Origin of the sequence: Arthrobacter sp. MPF02 (assembly GCF_046605375.1) — a bacterium.
Taxonomy (GTDB): Bacteria; Actinomycetota; Actinomycetes; order Actinomycetales; family Micrococcaceae; genus Arthrobacter.
Map to the genome: position 1 here is coordinate 2,181,762 of NZ_CP176772.1, position 15,392 is coordinate 2,197,153.

Annotated in this window: 15 protein-coding genes and 1 tRNA gene; 9 read left to right on the forward strand and 7 right to left on the reverse strand. The window is 65.0% G+C overall.

Annotated features, from left to right (window positions below; translation table 11 throughout):
* Positions 1-82: 82 nt before the first annotated feature.
* The gene (locus ACLH0K_RS10285; RefSeq protein ID WP_411373517.1) at positions 83-1,027 is read right to left on the reverse strand and encodes a Nif3-like dinuclear metal center hexameric protein; all 945 of its coding nucleotides are present in this window, start codon (positions 1,025-1,027) and stop codon (positions 83-85) included.
* Positions 1,028-1,127: 100 nt separating this feature from the next.
* Here ACLH0K_RS10285 and msrA point away from each other — a divergent pair, with 100 nt between their 5' ends.
* From msrA to epsC, 3 genes are all read left to right on the forward strand, one after another.
* The gene (msrA, locus tag ACLH0K_RS10290; RefSeq protein ID WP_411373518.1) at positions 1,128-1,652 is read left to right on the forward strand and encodes a peptide-methionine (S)-S-oxide reductase MsrA; all 525 of its coding nucleotides are present in this window, start codon (positions 1,128-1,130) and stop codon (positions 1,650-1,652) included.
* Between the two features lie 64 nt (positions 1,653-1,716).
* A complete protein-coding gene (gene cysK, locus ACLH0K_RS10295; protein WP_411373519.1) occupies positions 1,717-2,652 on the forward strand; it encodes a cysteine synthase A in 936 nt (311 codons plus the stop codon).
* Positions 2,653-2,691: 39 nt separating this feature from the next.
* The gene (gene epsC, locus ACLH0K_RS10300; protein ID WP_411373520.1) at positions 2,692-3,276 is read left to right on the forward strand and encodes a serine O-acetyltransferase EpsC; all 585 of its coding nucleotides are present in this window, start codon (positions 2,692-2,694) and stop codon (positions 3,274-3,276) included.
* A gap of 99 nt (positions 3,277-3,375) precedes the next feature.
* Here epsC and gndA read toward each other — a convergent pair whose 3' ends face one another.
* Entirely contained in the window at positions 3,376-4,812 is a 1,437-nt protein-coding gene (gene gndA, locus ACLH0K_RS10305) for an NADP-dependent phosphogluconate dehydrogenase (protein ID WP_411373521.1), read from the reverse strand.
* Between the two features lie 202 nt (positions 4,813-5,014).
* Here gndA and ACLH0K_RS10310 point away from each other — a divergent pair, with 202 nt between their 5' ends.
* Positions 5,015-5,740 carry a FadR/GntR family transcriptional regulator gene (locus ACLH0K_RS10310; RefSeq protein WP_411373522.1) on the forward strand — a complete coding sequence of 242 codons (726 nt, stop codon included), beginning with the start codon at positions 5,015-5,017 and terminating at the stop codon, positions 5,738-5,740.
* A 201-nt stretch (positions 5,741-5,941) separates the two neighbouring features.
* On the opposite strand, the gene ACLH0K_RS10315 is transcribed toward ACLH0K_RS10310, so the two are convergent.
* The 5 genes from ACLH0K_RS10315 to ACLH0K_RS10335 form a co-directional block, all read right to left on the reverse strand.
* The gene (locus ACLH0K_RS10315; protein WP_411373523.1) at positions 5,942-6,232 is read right to left on the reverse strand and encodes a hypothetical protein; all 291 of its coding nucleotides are present in this window, start codon (positions 6,230-6,232) and stop codon (positions 5,942-5,944) included.
* 103 nt (positions 6,233-6,335) lie between these two features.
* A tRNA-Val gene (locus ACLH0K_RS10320) sits at positions 6,336-6,408 on the reverse strand.
* 101 nt (positions 6,409-6,509) lie between these two features.
* Positions 6,510-7,430 (reverse strand): NAD-dependent protein deacetylase, encoded by a 921-nt coding sequence (locus tag ACLH0K_RS10325; protein WP_411373524.1) that lies wholly within the window; start codon positions 7,428-7,430, stop codon positions 6,510-6,512.
* Positions 7,431-7,436: 6 nt separating this feature from the next.
* Positions 7,437-7,931 carry a peroxiredoxin gene (locus ACLH0K_RS10330; protein ID WP_411373525.1) on the reverse strand — a complete coding sequence of 165 codons (495 nt, stop codon included), beginning with the start codon at positions 7,929-7,931 and terminating at the stop codon, positions 7,437-7,439.
* Complete coding sequence (locus tag ACLH0K_RS10335; protein ID WP_411373526.1) at positions 7,928-8,347, reverse strand: DUF3052 domain-containing protein; 420 nt, start codon at positions 8,345-8,347, stop codon at positions 7,928-7,930. The genes ACLH0K_RS10330 and ACLH0K_RS10335 overlap by 4 nt, the downstream gene beginning before the upstream one ends.
* Before the next feature lie 425 nt (positions 8,348-8,772).
* On the opposite strand from ACLH0K_RS10335, the gene aceE reads away from it, so the two are divergent.
* From aceE to ACLH0K_RS10360, 5 genes are all read left to right on the forward strand, one after another.
* A complete protein-coding gene (aceE, locus tag ACLH0K_RS10340) occupies positions 8,773-11,514 on the forward strand; it encodes a pyruvate dehydrogenase (acetyl-transferring), homodimeric type (RefSeq protein ID WP_411373527.1) in 2,742 nt (913 codons plus the stop codon).
* 225 nt (positions 11,515-11,739) lie between these two features.
* On the forward strand, positions 11,740-12,984 hold the full coding sequence (locus ACLH0K_RS10345; protein ID WP_411373528.1) for a PucR family transcriptional regulator: 1,245 nt from the start codon (positions 11,740-11,742) through the stop codon (positions 12,982-12,984).
* 88 nt (positions 12,985-13,072) lie between these two features.
* Positions 13,073-14,005: an ACP S-malonyltransferase gene (locus ACLH0K_RS10350; protein WP_411373529.1), complete on the forward strand. Its 933-nt coding sequence runs from the start codon at positions 13,073-13,075 to the stop codon at positions 14,003-14,005.
* Entirely contained in the window at positions 14,002-15,063 is a 1,062-nt protein-coding gene (locus ACLH0K_RS10355; RefSeq protein WP_411373530.1) for a beta-ketoacyl-ACP synthase III, read from the forward strand. The genes ACLH0K_RS10350 and ACLH0K_RS10355 overlap by 4 nt, the downstream gene beginning before the upstream one ends.
* A gap of 77 nt (positions 15,064-15,140) precedes the next feature.
* On the forward strand, positions 15,141-15,389 hold the full coding sequence (locus ACLH0K_RS10360; protein WP_411373531.1) for an acyl carrier protein: 249 nt from the start codon (positions 15,141-15,143) through the stop codon (positions 15,387-15,389).
* Positions 15,390-15,392: the final 3 nt, after the last annotated feature.

Here is a 15,392-nt window from a genome sequence, read left to right on the forward strand (position 1 = left end):
GCCTCAACCGGGCACCGGACCGGCGCTGCCTCGACTCTAGCGCCTGGCTTCCGCCCCGGCCTCACTTGTCCGCGCGCCGGGCTCAACCCGGAGTCAGGATGAAGTCCCAGGGATCGCTGTTGGTGGCACTGACCTGGATCTCGACGTCGTATCCCTGGTCTGCCAGGACGTTGCCCAACGCCGCCGCGGCAGCAGGAAGCCAAAGCCACTCGCTGGCGAAGTGCGAAACGTCCACCAGATACGGCCGCCCGTTCGATGCGGACTCCCGGGCTTCCGACGCAGGGTGGTGGCGGAGGTCCGCCGTCACGAACACGTCCGCGTTGCTGGCCCGGACTTCGTTGAACAGCGAATCCCCGGCACCGCCGCAGACCGCGATGCGCCGCACCAGGCCGTCCTTGTCCCCGGACACCCGCACTCCCCCGGCTACGGAGGGCAGGATCCCAAAGACCTTGGCCGCGAAGTCGCCGAGGCTCATGGCGTCGGCAAGGTCGCCGACGCGTCCGATGCCTTCCTCGGGCAGGCCGTTCGCGGCAACACTGAGCGGCACAACGTCCTGCAGCCCCAGCGCGTCGGCGAGGACGTCAGAGACACCCCCGACGGCGGAGTCGCCGTTGGTGTGCACGGTCAGGAGAGCCGTTCCCGACTCGATGAGCCGGTGGACGGCACGGCCCTTGGCGGTTGTGGCGGCAACCGACGTGACGCCGCGCAGCAGCAGCGGATGATGCGTGATCAGCAGTTCGGCGCCCCACTCCACTGCCTCGTCGATGACCTCCAGGGTGGGGTCGACGGCGAACATCACCTTCCGCACGGGAGCGGACGGGTGCCCTGCCACCAGGCCCACCTCGTCCCAGTTCTCGGCCAGCGACTCGGGCCAGAGTTCCTCCACGGCCAGGAGCAGGTCTCCCAGGGTGGGCGGGTTCCCGGCGGCCTGTTTGGCCGCGGGAGTGCCGCCGTCGTTGTTCTGGCCGTCCTTATCCTGGCTGTCGTGGTTCCGGGGGCCGGCAGCGTCGTTGTCCACTGGTTCCATAGTCTTAGTTTTACCCCATTGCCTGTCCGCCTCCCCGCATGGAGGTGCCCGCAGGGGAAGCGCCGGGAATCATCCGGGGCCGCCAACCATTGAAGAGGTCATGAAAACTTTTGTTCTTGGCGGAGGCTGCTTCTGGTGCCTTGACGCCGTCTACCAGAAGACGAGGGGCGTCACCTCCGTAGTGTCCGGCTACACGGGCGGGCACGACCCGCAGCCGGACTACTATTCCGTCTGCAGCGGCACCACGGGCCACGCCGAAGTTGTGGCGGTCACCTTCGACGAGGAAATCATCCCCGCAGAGGTCATCCTGGACATGTTCTTCGCCCTGCACGACCCCACCACGCTGAACCGGCAGGGCTACGACGTGGGCACCCAGTACCGGTCCTCCATGTTCTATGAGACCACCGAGGAGAAGATCCTGTTCGAGGAAGCCATCGAACGGAACCAGGCGCTGTGGCGGAACTCAATCGTGACCGAGGTCAGCAGGCTCCCCCGCTTCTACGTGGCCGAGGAATTCCACCAGAACTACTACGCAAAGCACCCCGAACAGGGCTACTGCCAGGTGATCATCAACCCCAAGCTCGCCAAGGCCAGGAAATATTACTCTGCGTGGCTTAACGCTTAGCCAGGGTTACGCCGCCTCGTTAGGCTGACCTCAGTATTCACCCCTCAGAGATAGGCGTATGTACATGGCACGGATCTATGACGATGTAACGCAGCTTGTTGGCGGTACTCCGCTGGTCAAGCTCAACCGGCTCAGCGAGGGGCTGGCAGCCACCGTCGCCGTGAAGCTTGAGTTCTACAACCCCGCCAACAGCGTCAAGGACCGCATCGGCGTGGCCATCGTGGACGCCGCGGAGAAGTCCGGCGCGCTGAAGCCGGGCGGCACCATCGTCGAAGGCACCTCCGGCAACACCGGCATCGCCCTGGCCATGGTGGGTGCCGCGCGCGGCTACAAGGTCATCCTGACCATGCCTGAAACCATGTCCACCGAACGCCGGGTCATGCTGCGCGCCTTCGGCGCCGAAATCGTCCTGACCCCGGGCTCGGAAGGCATGCGCGGCGCCGTGGAGAAGGCACAGGAAATCGTTGCCAACACCGAGAACTCCATTTGGGCCCGCCAGTTCGCCAACGAAGCCAACCCGGAAATCCACCGCAACACCACGGCTGAGGAAATCTGGGCCGACACCGAAGGCAAGGTGGACATCTTTGTTGCCGGCGTCGGCACCGGCGGAACCGTCACCGGCGTGGGACAGGTCCTCAAGGAGCGCAAGCCCGGCGTCCAGATCGTGGCGATCGAACCCAAGGACTCCGCAATCCTCAACGGCGGCGCCCCGGGGCCGCACAAGATCCAGGGCATCGGCGCCAACTTCGTACCCGAGATCCTCGACACCAACGTCTACGACGAGGTCCTGGACGCCACCCTTGAAGACTCGGTCCGCGTTGCCCGCGACCTCGGCGTCAAGGAAGGCATCCTCGGCGGCATCTCCTCCGGCGCCATTGTCTGGGGCGCCCTGGAACTGGCCAAGCGCCCCGAGAATGCGGGCAAGCTGATTGTCGCTGTCGTCTGCGACTTCGGTGAGCGTTACATTTCCACCGTGCTCTATGACGACATCCGCGGCTGACCAGTCCGCATTCCGCCCGTTTCCTGTAGAAAGAACTTTGTGGGCTTTTTCGCAAGATTGAAGGAAGACCTCGACGCCGCCCGGTCGCACGACCCGGCGGCTCGAGGTTCTTTTGAAAACTTTTTCGCTTACTCCGGCCTGCACGCCATCTGGATCCACCGGCTGACGCACCGGATGTGGCAGAACCCTGCCCTGCGCTTCCCGGCACGCCTGATCTCCCAGCTGGGCAGGTTCGCCACCGGCATTGAAATCCACCCCGGGGCCACCATCGGCCGCCGGTTCTTCATCGACCACGGCATGGGTGTGGTCATCGGGGAGACGGCAGAGATCGGCGAGGACGTCATGATGTACCACGGCGTGACCCTCGGCGGCCGCTCATTGGCGCGGATCAAGAGGCACCCAACCATTGGCGACCGCGTGACCATTGGCGCCGGTGCCAAGATCCTCGGCCCCATCACCATCGGACGGGACAGCGCCGTGGGCGCAAATGCCGTGGTGGTCAAGGATGCCCCACCGGAATCAATCGTCACCGGGGTTCCGGCCAAGTGGCGCCATCGGGACGCACGCCGTGAGACCAAGCCGGCAGTGGACCCTGCAGAATACGACATCGAGTACCGGATCTGACATTCATTGTGCGGCAGCTTGGCCGCGCGGAGCATGGCAAAAGGCGGGCCGTTCCTGGATCTTCCAGAAACGGCCCGCCTTTTGTATGTCCTGCGGTAATTAGTGGGTGTCCACCGCGGAGATCTCGGACTTGTCCTCGCCCCACAGCGTGTGGAACGTACCCTCGGCGTCGACGCGGCCGTAAGTGTGGGCGCCGAACAGGTCGCGCTGGCCCTGGATCAGGGCGGCGGCCACACGCTTGCGGCGCAGGCCGTCGTAGTACGCCAGGGAGGACGAGAAGACCGGCACCGGGATGCCCAGCTGGACGGCCGTGGCAACCACGCGGCGCCACGCCGGGAGTGCGTCTGCGATGGCCTTGGTGAATGCCGGGGCGAACAGCAGGTTGGCCGGCTTTTCGTCAGCCGCGTAAGCCTTGGTGATGTCCTTGAGCAGTTCGGCGCGGATGATGCAGCCGGCCCGCCACAGGGAGGCGATCTCGTCCAGCTTCAGGTCCCAGCCGTATTCCTTGGCTGCGGAGGACAGCATGTCCAGGCCCTGCGCGTAGGAAACCAGCTTGGACGCGTACAGCGCCTGGCGGACGTCCTCGACGAAGGTTTCCGGGATTTCGACGGCGGCCTCGCCGCCTTCCAGCAGTTCCTGGCCCAGCTTGCGCTGCGCTGCCTGGGAAGACAGGGCACGGGCGAAGACGGACTCGGCGATGCCGGAGACCGGGGAACCGAGCTCAAGGGCGGAGATGACCGTCCAGCGGCCGGTGCCCTTTTGGCCTGCCGCGTCCACCACGACGTCGACGAACGGCTTACCCGTCCTGGCGTCCACGTGGCCCAGGACTTCGGCGGAGATTTCGATCAGGAAGGAGGACAGCTCGCCCTTGTTCCACTCTGAAAAGATCTTTGCCTGCTCGGCGGGCTCGATGCCGGCGCCGGAACGCAGCAGGTCGAAGGCCTCTCCGATGACCTGCATGTCCGCGTATTCGATGCCGTTGTGGACCATCTTGACGAAGTGTCCGGCGCCGTCGGTGCCTACCCAGGCGCAGCACGGTTCACCGTCCACCTTGGCGGAGATCTTTTCCAGCAGCGGGCCGAGCGCCTTGTAGGACTCCTTGGAGCCACCGGGCATGATGGACGGCCCGTTCAGGGCACCCTCTTCGCCGCCGGAGACGCCCACGCCCACAAAGTGCAGCTCCTTCTGCGCCAGCGCGGCTTCGCGGCGGCGGGTGTCCTCGTAGTGGGAGTTGCCGGCGTCGATGATGATGTCGCCGGGCTCCAGCAAGGGTTCAAGCTGCTGGATCACGGAGTCAACCGGCTTGCCGGCCTTGACCATGATCAGCACGCGCCGGGGCTTCTCCAGGGAGTCGACCAGTTCCTGGAGCGTCTCGGTGCGGACAAAGTCGCCTTCGGAACCGTAGCGTTCCAGCAGGGCGTCGGTCTTCTCCACGGACCTGTTGTGCAGGGCGACCGTGAACCCGTTCCGCGCAAGGTTGCGGGCCAGGTTGGCGCCCATCACCGCGAGGCCGGTGACGCCGATGTGTGCAGACATCAAAACTCCAATTCGTTGCTTCTGGGGGCGGATGGCAGCAGTCTTGTCCCTGGAAGGACTACTTTGCCAAAACCGGGTCGGAATAAAGCATATATATTCTTGCCGGAACACGGAAGTAGTGCGGCAGACGGAAGTGCTTTGTGTCCCCGCTGCCCGGGTACTACCCCGTGAGGTGCTGCACCTTCGCACTAGGCTTAGCTGCATGACGAGCAGCCTGCACCAGCGCGCCATTGAAAATCTTGGCGCCCGTATCATCTCCGGCGAACTGCCTGCCGGCCACGTCATGCTTGCCGAGCAGCTCGAGGACGAGCTGAAGGTCTCCCGCTCCGTGATCCGGGAAGCGGTGCGGGTGCTGCAGTCCCTGGGCCTGGTTGAAACCACCAAGCGCGTGGGCATCCGGGTGCTGCCGCCGAGCCGCTGGAACCCCTTCGATTCCCAAGTCATCCGGTGGCGGCTGGCAAGCGATGCCCGTGGCGCCCAATTGCGGTCCCTTGCAGAGCTGCGAGCCGCAGTGGAACCGGCAGCGGCCGAGCTTGCCGCGCAGAACGCGCCCGCCCCGCTGCGGCTGGAACTGGTGGACGTTGCCTACGCGATGCGCGACGCCGGGCATAACGGCGAGGTGCCCCGGTTCCTGGAGCTGGACATCCAGTTCCACTCACTGCTGCTGTCCGGTTCCGGCAACGAGATGTTCGCCAACCTCATGGGTCAGGTAGCGGAAACACTCACGGGACGCACCGTACACGGCCTGATGCCGGACCACCCCCATGAGGGCGCCCTGCAGTGGCATGTTGATGTGGCAGAGGCGATCTCGCGGGGTGACGCTGCGGCCGCCAGGGAGGGCTCCGAGCGGATCATGCGGCGGACCATGACCAGGATGGCTGACACCTGGACCGAGCAGCCGCGGGTCTTCATCCCCGTGCGCCGCTAGGACCGGCCTGCACCCACACCCACTGCGCTCCAGTCCGGCGTAACGCAGGTGACACACTGCGGGTAGAACTTTCTTGTTTCCCCGCAGTTCACTGTATATTCATCCCAGGCCCTCCACCGCGGCATCCCCCAATAGTCGCGGTGGAGGGTTTTCCAATGCCTGAACTTCCCACTGCCCGGACAGCAGGCCTGCCTGTCCGGCTCAGGCCGTGGCCGACAGCGATTCCCTCAAGCGCCACCCGCCTCCCATTCCGTCGCGTTCGAGCACCATGGTGGCAAGCGGGGATTTCCTGTTCCTGCCAAGCCTTACCTGGACCTGCAGAACCTCGACGTCAACACAACCCCGGCCCCTGGGCATCCTTGAACTGGTTTCCCACCAGTTGACGCGCTCGAACCACCTCACAGGTTCGGCCCCCAGGCACCATTCCCTCCCCCGGCTGATCACCGTCGTCGGGATTCCTGCCTTGTCCGTCCGGACTATCACGTGTTCCATGCCTGCACGGTAGGACGAGGGTCCGACATTTCCGGAGCAGGCGCAGACGACAAAAAACCCCGCAGGTTCAGCCGAATGGCAAGAAACTGCGGGGTTTTGGTAGTGGGTCCTACCGGGATCGAACCGATGACATCCACGGTGTAAACGTGGCGCTCTACCAGCTGAGCTAAAGACCCTGGCGGCGATTCCAGCGTGTCCGCCGCAACCAACGAACAATGACTTTACCCGATAGGGTGCCACTAGCGCGAATCGGTAGTGGGCGGCCGGCGCCGGGGCGCTACAGCGGCGGCAGTTCGGCGGCGAGCCAGTGCAGGGACTCCGAAACCCCTGCTTCGAGTTTGATGGTTGCTTTGTCGTCGCCGCGCGTGGCTCCCCTGTTGATGATGACCACCGGTTTTCCGTCCTTGGCCGCATGGCGCACGAACCGCAACCCGCTCATCACAGTCAGTGACGAGCCTGCCACCACCAGGGCCGCCGCTTCGTCCACCACCGCATATGACTTTGCCACGCGGTCCTTGGGAACGTTCTCGCCGAAATAGACGAAGTCCGGTTTCAGTGTGCCGCCGCAGGCCGGGCAGTTGGCCACAACAAAAGACCTGATCAAGGCCTCGTCCTCCACCGTGGCGTCTGCATCCGGCGCCATTTCCACAAGACCGGTCCCTTCGGCCCGGGCCAGGAACTCCGGGTTCAATTCCTCAAGCATTCCGGCCAGCAGCCGGCGCGAGTAGGTGCGCCCGCAGTCCAGGCACATCACCTGGTCATAGCGGCCATGGAGATCGATGACGTTACGGCTGCCGGCGTCCTCGTGCAGACGGTCCACATTCTGCGTTATCAGGCCCGTCAGGAAACCGCGGCGCTCGAGTTCAGCGGCCGCATAATGCCCCTTGTTCGGGTCAGCATGCTTCAGGTGGGACCAGCCGATGTGGTTCCTCGCCCAGTAGCGTTGCCTGTTCGCGGCGTCCCGTACAAATTCCTGGTATGTCATGGGAGACCTCGGCGCTGAACCGGGTCCGCGGTAATCGGGGATACCTGAGTCGGTGCTCATCCCCGCACCAGTCAAAAGGGCGAACCGGGTACCGGCCAGCAGGTCCCGGATCGCGGCCAGGGCCTCGAGATCCTGGGTCGCGGGATGGGCCGGCGGCGCCGGCGGCATGCTTGCGAAGCCCGTCAGGCCTGTCCTGTGCCGCTGCCCGTCCACGGCAGGTCAGGCCCGGCCCAAACCGGCAAGCGCAGATTGGTATCCCGTGAAATCCCGCGCCTGCCCCCGCGGATTCACCACCGAAAACCGGATTGTCCCTGCAGCATCGATAATGAACGTACCGCGTTTGGCCATACCTGACTCCGCGTCGAAGACACCGTAGGCGCTGGCCACGCCGCCGTGGGGCCAGAAGTCGGCCAGCAGGTCGAACCCGTAGCCCTCCTGCACGGCGTAGGCACGGAGGCTGAATTTGCTGTCCACAGACACTGCCAGGACGACGGCGTTCGCGTCCTCGAGGACGGCCAGGTTGTCACGGATTTCGCACAGCTCTCCGGTGCAAATGCCGGAGAAGGCGAACGGGTAGAACACCAGGACCACGTTTTGCCCCCGGAAGGACGACAGGCGGACCGGTTCCCCGTACTGGTTCGGCAGTTCAAAGTCAGGTGCCGTCCCGCCCACCGCAGGGACAGCAGCGGAGGCAGCGGCAAGCGCTGCCGTCACTTGTTCTTCCTGCTCACCAGCCGGCTGGCGCTCCAGTCCTTCGAAACACCTGCCGAGGTAGTGACGTGCAGGCCCGCCGTGGGGGCGGCTTCCTGGATGTCCGCCGGGGAAACATACCCATCCCGGCCCGACTTGGGGGTGAGTACCCAAACAACACCGTTTTCGCCCAGGGTGGTCAGCGAATCCATCAGGCTGTCCACCAGGTCGCCGTCGCCGTCGCGCCACCAGACGATAACTGCGTCCGCAACCTCGTGGTCGTCCTCATCCAGCAACTCCGAACCGGTGAGGTCCTCAATATCGTCACGCAAGTCGAAATCGACGTCGTCGTCGTAACCGAACTCCTGAATCAGATCCCCGTTCTTGAAACCCAATTTTTCCGCCACATTTACCGAAGTGGCGGCGTCGGCCTCGCTCACGTGTTCCTCCAATGCTCCATATATGCAGTGTGCATAGTGATTTCCATTACTCCCAAGCCAACACCCTTTGTGCCTGCGCTTCAAGCCGCCTCCCCCGCCGGGCCGCATATTCTGCGTCACATCGGGTGCGCCGGCCGCCGCGCAGCGGCTTTTCGTCACACAACCAGTATGACGGCGAAATACAACCGAAGCGCCCAGGCTGCGGCTACGCATCGTGTTGCCCTGAGGGCTAGAGTGGGCGGTGACAACTATGCCTGCGGGACAACTACCTTGAAACTCCTTGCAGACATAGGAGCTCTAGGACCCTGCCCGGCACACATGCCCGGGCTGTTGTAACCGATACGTCGCACACGGCGTATATACGCCGGGCAGTCACCCTGCCTGGCCTGAGTGCGCCGATTCATGCGCGCAAAGAGAGGTTGGACGTGGCTGCAGGAGAAGATACCTCCCATATCCTCAGCGGGTTGACTAACCAGCTGCCTGATCGTGATCCGGAAGAGACTGCCGAGTGGGTTGAGTCCCTGGATGCGTTGATCAGGGAACAGGGTACCGAGCGTGCCCAATACATCATGCGGAGCCTGCTGCAGCGTGCGGGCGCGCAGAGCGTCGGGGTGCCGATGGTGACCACCACCGATTATGTGAACACGATCCCGGTGGACCAGGAAGCACAGTTCCCGGGCAACGAGGAGTACGAGCGCCGGTACCGGGCGTACATGCGCTGGAACGCTGCGGTGATGGTGCACCGGGCGCAGCGGCCGGACATCGCCGTGGGCGGTCACATTTCCACCTATGCCGGCGCGGCGACCCTGTACGAGGTCGGGTTCAACCACTTTTTCCGGGGCAAGGACCACCCCGGCGGCGGGGACCAGGTGTTCTTCCAGGGCCACGCCTCCCCGGGCATGTACGCGAGGGCGTTCATGGAAGGCCGGCTCAGTGAGGAGGACCTGGACGGGTTCCGGCAGGAGAAGTCCCGCCAGGGCCATGCCCTGTCCTCCTACCCGCACCCGCGGCTGATGCCCGGGTTCTGGGAGTTCCCCACGGTGTCGATGGGCATCGGGCCGATGAACGCGATCTACCAGGCCCAGTCCAACCGGTACCTGCACAACCGGGGCCTGAAGGACACCTCGGACCAGCAGGTCTGGGCGTTCCTGGGTGACGGGGAAATGGACGAGCCCGAATCCCGCGGCCTGCTCCAGCTGGCCGCGAACGAGAACCTGGACAACCTGAACTTCGTGATCAACTGCAACCTCCAGCGCCTGGACGGGCCGGTGCGCGGCAACGGCAAGATCATGCAGGAACTCGAAGCGTTCTTCCGCGGCGCGGGCTGGAACGTGATCAAGGTCGTCTGGGGCCGGGAATGGGATGACCTGCTCACCCGCGACACCCACGGGGCGCTGGTGAAGATCATGAACGAAACCCCCGACGGGGACTACCAGACCTACAAGGCCGAATCCGGCGGGTTCGTCCGTGAACACTTCTTCGGCAAGGACCCGGCCACCAAGGACCTCGTCGCGGACCTGACCGATGACCAGATCTGGAACCTCAAACGCGGCGGCCACGACTACCGCAAGGTCTACGCCGCCTACAAGGCCGCCACCGAGTTCAAGGGCAAACCCACCGTCATCCTCGCCAAAACCGTCAAGGGCTACGGACTCGGACCGCATTTCGAGGGCCGCAACGCGACCCACCAGATGAAGAAGCTCACCCTTGATGACCTGAAGAAGTTCCGCGACCACCTGCGGATCCCCATCACCGATGAGCAGCTCGACAAGGACCCGTACCGCCCGCCGTACTACCACCCGGGCACCGACGCGCCGGAAATCAAGTACATGATGGAACGCCGCGCCGCACTGGGCGGCCCGGTTCCCGAGCGCCGGTCCAAGCACGCCGCGATCGCCCTTCCGGAGGAGAAGTCCTACGAGGTGGCCAAGCGCGGCTCGGGCAAGCAGCAGGCCGCCACCACCATGGCGTTCGTGCGGCTCCTCAAGGACCTGATGCGGGACAAGAACTTCGGCAAGCACATCGCCCCGATCATCCCGGACGAGGCCCGCACGTTTGGTATGGATGCGTTCTTCCCGACGGCGAAAATCTACAACCCCAAGGGCCAGAACTACCTCTCCGTGGACCGCGACCTCGTCCTGGCCTACAAGGAATCCCCCGCAGGGCAGCTGATCCACCCCGGCATCAACGAAGCAGGCGCCGTCGCAGCCTTCACCGCCGCCGGCACCGCCTACGCCACCCACGGCGTGCCCCTGGTCCCGGTCTACGTGTTCTACTCCATGTTCGGCTTCCAGCGCACCGGCGACGCCTTCTGGGCCGCAGCGGACCAAATGACCCGCGGGTTCATCATCGGCGCCACCGCAGGACGGACCACCCTCACCGGCGAAGGCCTCCAGCACGCCGACGGCCACTCCCCCATCCTGGCCTCCACCAACCCCGCCGTAGTCACCTACGACCCCGCCTACGGCTACGAAATGGGCCACATCATCCGCGACGGCCTCGAACGCATGTACGGCCCGGACTCCACCGACCGGAACCTCATGTACTACCTCACCGTGTACAACGAACCCATCCTCCAGCCCGCAGAACCCGAAGAACTCGACGTCGAAGGCGTCATCAAGGGCATCTACCTGCTCGCCCCGGCAAAGATCGACGGCCCGCGGACCCAGCTCCTGGCCTCCGGCGTGTCCGTGCCCTGGGCCCTGGAAGCCCAGCGCATCCTCGCCGAAGACTGGTCCGTGTCCGCCGACGTCTGGTCCGTCACCTCCTGGAACGAACTGCGCCGCGACGGCCTCGCCGCCGAGGAAGAAGCCTTCCTCAACCCCGAACAGCCCGCCCGGGTCCCGTTCGTCACCCAACAGCTCGAAGGCGCCACCGGCCCCGTCGTCGCCGTCTCCGACTACATGAAAGCCGTCCCCGACCAGATCCGGCAATTCATCCCCAACGAATACGCCACCCTCGGCGCAGACGGCTTCGGCTTCTCCGACACCCGCGCAGCAGCCCGCCGCTACTTCAAAAACGACACCCACTCCATCGTGGTCCGTGCCCTTGAGATGCTGGCGCGCCGCGGCGAGGTGGACGCCCAGGCCCCGGTCAAGGCAATCGAGAAGTACCGCCTGCACAACGTCAATGCCGGCACCACCGGCAACGCCGGAGGCGAAGCCTGACCCTCCCCCGGAGTTTTTGGACAGCTAAGCGGACTTCCGGGCCCCGGAACCTGGCATATCTGCCCAAAAACTCTCCAGGCAAGGCGTGAACGGCGGCGGCCCCCACCGTAAGGCGGGGGCCGCCGCCGTTCGTTAAACCAAGCGTAAGCGGTGTGACGCAGGACAACGCCGATTGTAGCCTTCGCACAAATGGAGCTTGCCGGGCGCTACCCGTATGCTCAAAGAATGCCAGCACCAGCCAACCCGTCCGCGAAGCGTGCACCTGCCCAGGCCAGGGTCAGCCCGGAAAAGTCTGAAACCCTCAAAAGGCTGCGTGCGAACGTCGGGCAGCTCTCCACCACCACCATGCGCAAGCTGGAACAGTCGCTTCCCTGGTACAGCCGGCTGAGTGCGGATGAGCGGTCGGCACTGGGCATGGTGGCGCAGAACGGCATCGCGGCCTTCGTCACCTGGTACGAACGTCCGAGCTCGCCGTCGTGGATCCTCACCGACGTCTTCGGCACGGCACCGACGGAACTGACGCGGTCAATCAGCCTGCAAAAGGCGCTGCAGCTCATCAGGATCGTCGTGGAGGTGGTGGAAGACCAGGTTCCGGACATTGCCCCTGAAGCCGACCAGCCGTCCCTCCGGGAAGCGGTGCTGCGCTATTCACGGGAGGTGGCTTTTGCCGCCGCAGACGTCTATGCCCGCGCCGCCGAATCCCGCGGTTCATGGGACACGCGCCTTGAAGCCCTGATCGTGGACGCCATCCTCCGCGGCGAAAACACCGACGCGTTGCGGTCCAGGATCGCGGCGCTGGGATGGAAGGCGCAGGAGCGCTTCACCGTCATGGTGGGCAACTCCCCCTCGGAACCCAGTGCCAGCTACGTCAGCGAACTGCGCCGCATGGCCGGGCGCTACGCCGAGGACGCCCTCGTGGGCATCCAGGGCGACCGGCTGATCCTCATCCTCGGAGGCGTCCAGGACAGGGAAACGGCCTACGTGAAATTGAGCGAGATGTTCGCCCCGGGACCAGTTGTGTACGGCCCCGAAGCAGGATCCCTCCTTGAAGCAAGCGGCTCCGCCCAGTCCGCCTTTGCGGGACTTACAGCCGCCAAAGCCTGGCCGTCGGCGCCGCGGCCGGTGGCAGCGGACGACCTGCTCCCCGAACGCGTGATCTCCGGCGACGACGCGGCGCGCCGGTCCCTCGTCAAGAACATTTACCGCCCCCTCCTGGCCGCATCAAACGGCCTGGTGGAAACCTTGGGTACCTATCTTGAACTGGGACATTCCCTGGAGGCCACCGCACGGGAACTCTTTGTGCATGCCAACACTGTCCGGTACCGGTTGAAGCGGGTGTGCGACGTAACCGGGTGGGATCCACTGCTTCCGCGCGAAGCTTTTGTCCTGCAGGCCGCGCTTGTGGTGGGCCGGCTTTCGGCTCCGCCCAAAGCCGCCACGGAGCGTCAACCGTCGCGGAACCAGCCCTGAGTCGTTGTAGACTTCCTACAACTCGACTCTGTGAGCTTGGTGCAGACAAACACCGTTGAATCACACAGGAATTTGGAAAGCTGGTTACGTGCTTGCAATAGTCTGCCCTGGACAGGGCTCACAAACCCCGGGTTTCCTGGCCCCCTGGCTGGAACTGCCCCCGGTGGCAGGCCACCTGGCCGCCTTGAGCGATATCGCCGGCCTGGACCTCATCGCCCACGGAACCACCTCCGACGAGGACACCATCAAGGACACTGCCGTGGCGCAGCCCCTGATCGTTGCGGCCGGCCTTGTGGCCGCCGCTTCCCTCTTCGATGTTGACCTCAACTCCCTGCCCGTCATCCTGGCCGGCCACTCAGTGGGCGAAATCACCGCGTCTGCCCTTGCCGGGGTCCTGACGGAACAGGAAGCCATGACGTTCGTCCGCGAGCGGGCCAACAGCATGGCAGCTGCAGCCGCCGTCACTCCGACGGGCATGAGTGCCGTTGTGGGCGGAGACCCGGCCGAGGTCCTGGCAGCCATTGAAGCGTCGGGGGCAACCCCGGCCAACGTTAACGGCGCGGGCCAGACCGTGGCCGCAGGCACCTTTGAACAGTTGAAGGCCCTTGCGGACAACCCTCCCGCCAAGGCCAGGGTCATTCCGCTGAAGGTCGCGGGCGCGTTCCATACGAGCCACATGGCCCCTGCCGTCAGCGCGCTGAAGGCGCTTGAGCCACAGCTGAAGCCGCAGGCTCCATCCGTTCCCCTGCTGTCCAACTACGACGGCGGCGAGGTCACCGAAGGCCCTGCCGCCGTCGAAAGCCTGATCGCCCAGGTTTCCCGGCCGGTGCGCTGGGACCTCTGCATGGAAACCCTCGTCCGGCGCGGCGTCACCGGCGTGATCGAACTGGCTCCGGCAGGCACCCTGGCCGGCCTCGCCAAGCGTGGCATGCCCGGAGTCAAGACCGTCGCGGTCAAGACTCCCGACGACCTGTCCGCCGCCCTTGCCCTCTTCGCGGAACTGGAAGGCAGCAAGGCATGAGTGTTCCCACGCTGAAGCAGGCCCCGATCCAGGAGCACACGCGCATTCTCGGGCTGGGCGCCTACCGTCCCGACGTCATCGTCACCAATGAGGACGTCTGCCAGTGGATCGATTCCTCGGACGAGTGGATCCGCCAGCGCACAGGGATTGTGACCCGCCACCGTGCCAAGCCGGACGTCAGCGTCATCGACATGGCCGAGGGCGCCGCCCGCGAGGCGATGGAAAAAGCCGGAATCCAGGCCACCGACCTCGGTGCCGTCATCGTGTCCACGGTGACGCATCCGTACGCCACGCCGTCGGCTGCCGCCAGCCTTGCCGACCGCCTCGGTGCGACGCCTGCTCCCGCCTTCGATATCTCCGCCGCCTGCGCCGGCTACTGCTACGGGATTGCCCAGGGCGACGCCCTGGTGCGCTCCGGAACGGCGAAGTACGTGCTCGTGGTCGGGGCGGAAAAGCTCTCCGACGTCATCGACAACCGGGAACGCACCATCTCCTTCCTGCTCGGCGACGGTGCCGGCGCCGTGGTTATCGGACCGTCCGATGTTCCGGGCATCGCCCCCTCCGTGTGGGGCTCCGACGGCAGCAAGTGGGACGCCATCGGCATGACCCGCTCCATGCTCGACGTCCGCGACCTGGGCCTGGCGGCCCGCCAGTCCGACTCCACCGGCGACCTCGCCCTCCTTGAAGAAGCCCAGGAACTGTATCCCACGCTCCGCCAGGACGGCCAGACGGTCTTCCGGTGGGCTGTCTGGGAGATGGCGAAAGTGGCGCAGCAGGCGCTCGAGGCAGCCGGCGTGGAGGCCGAGGACCTGGTGGCCTTCATTCCCCACCAGGCCAACATGCGCATCATCGATGAGATGGTGAAGAAGCTGAAGCTGCCGGAGACGGTTACAGTGGCACGGGACATTGCCGACGCCGGCAACACGTCCGCTGCATCCATCCCGCTGGCAACCCACCGCCTGCTGCAGGAAAACCCTGGGCTCAGCGGCGGACTGGCGCTGCAGATCGGCTTCGGTGCGGGGCTGGTCTTCGGCGCGCAGGTAGTCGTCCTTCCCTAGAAACCCCAAGGGGCCGCATCCGCGGCCTGACCCATGTCCGGCAGCCCCTGCCGGTAAAACGAGAAAAGGAGCCACCAATGGCTAGCAGCAACGAAGAGATCCTGGCCGGCCTGGCTGAAATCGTCAACGAGGAAACCGGCCTGGCCCCCGAGGCCGTGGAGCTGGACAAGTCCTTCACCGAGGACCTGGACATCGACTCCATCTCCATGATGACCATCGTGGTCAACGCCGAAGAAAAGTTCGGCGTGCGCATCCCGGACGAAGAGGTCAAGAACCTCAAGACCGTTGGTGACGCTGTCAGCTTCATCGCCGGCGCACAGGCCTAGCCA

What these genes read in the sequence shown, in the direction of transcription:
- ACLH0K_RS10285 (WP_411373517.1), bottom strand. Translation starts at nt 1,027, where the DNA reads ATGGAACCAGTGGACAACGACGCTGCCGGCCCCCGGAACCACGACAGC.
- msrA (WP_411373518.1), top strand. Translation starts at nt 1,128, where the DNA reads ATGAAAACTTTTGTTCTTGGCGGAGGCTGCTTCTGGTGCCTTGACGCC.
- cysK (WP_411373519.1), top strand. Translation starts at nt 1,717, where the DNA reads ATGGCACGGATCTATGACGATGTAACGCAGCTTGTTGGCGGTACTCCG.
- gndA (WP_411373521.1), bottom strand. Translation starts at nt 4,812, where the DNA reads ATGTCTGCACACATCGGCGTCACCGGCCTCGCGGTGATGGGCGCCAAC.
- ACLH0K_RS10310 (WP_411373522.1), top strand. Translation starts at nt 5,015, where the DNA reads ATGACGAGCAGCCTGCACCAGCGCGCCATTGAAAATCTTGGCGCCCGT.
- ACLH0K_RS10315 (WP_411373523.1), bottom strand. Translation starts at nt 6,232, where the DNA reads ATGGAACACGTGATAGTCCGGACGGACAAGGCAGGAATCCCGACGACG.
- ACLH0K_RS10345 (WP_411373528.1), top strand. Translation starts at nt 11,740, where the DNA reads ATGCCAGCACCAGCCAACCCGTCCGCGAAGCGTGCACCTGCCCAGGCC.
- ACLH0K_RS10355 (WP_411373530.1), top strand. Translation starts at nt 14,002, where the DNA reads ATGAGTGTTCCCACGCTGAAGCAGGCCCCGATCCAGGAGCACACGCGC.
- ACLH0K_RS10360 (WP_411373531.1), top strand. Translation starts at nt 15,141, where the DNA reads ATGGCTAGCAGCAACGAAGAGATCCTGGCCGGCCTGGCTGAAATCGTC.